The sequence below is a fragment of the Bacillus cereus group sp. BfR-BA-01522 genome, assembly GCF_022662635.1.
GTDB lineage: Bacteria > Bacillota > Bacilli > Bacillales > Bacillaceae_G > Bacillus_A > Bacillus_A cytotoxicus.
Genome location: NZ_JAKUDY010000057.1, coordinates 1 through 280 on the forward strand (window position 1 = coordinate 1; position 280 = coordinate 280).

Here is a 280-nt window from a genome sequence, read left to right on the forward strand (position 1 = left end):
TCGCAGGTTCAAATCCTGTCCCCGCAACCAAATGGTCCCGTGGTGTAGTGGTTAACATGCCTGCCTGTCACGCAGGAGATCGCCGGTTCGACCCCGGTCGGGACCGCCATTACATAAGGCTCGGTAGCTCAGTCGGTAGAGCAGAGGACTGAAAATCCTCGTGTCGGCGGTTCGATTCCGTCCCGAGCCACCATTTTGAATTAGCGAGCCGGCTTAGCTCAATTGGTAGAGCAACTGACTTGTAATCAGTAGGTTGGGGGTTCAAGTCCTCTAGCCGGCA

General features: G+C 55.7%; 3 tRNA genes. All 3 read left to right on the forward strand.

Annotation, left to right across the window (positions count from 1 at the left end):
- Positions 1 to 33: 33 nt before the first annotated feature.
- The 3 genes from MR059_RS21625 (at position 34) to MR059_RS21635 (ending at position 280) form a co-directional block, all read left to right on the forward strand.
- A tRNA-Asp gene (locus MR059_RS21625) sits at positions 34 to 109 on the forward strand.
- Between the two features lie 8 nt (positions 110 to 117).
- Positions 118 to 193: transfer RNA gene (locus MR059_RS21630), tRNA-Phe, on the forward strand.
- 14 nt (positions 194 to 207) lie between these two features.
- A tRNA-Thr gene (locus MR059_RS21635) sits at positions 208 to 280 on the forward strand.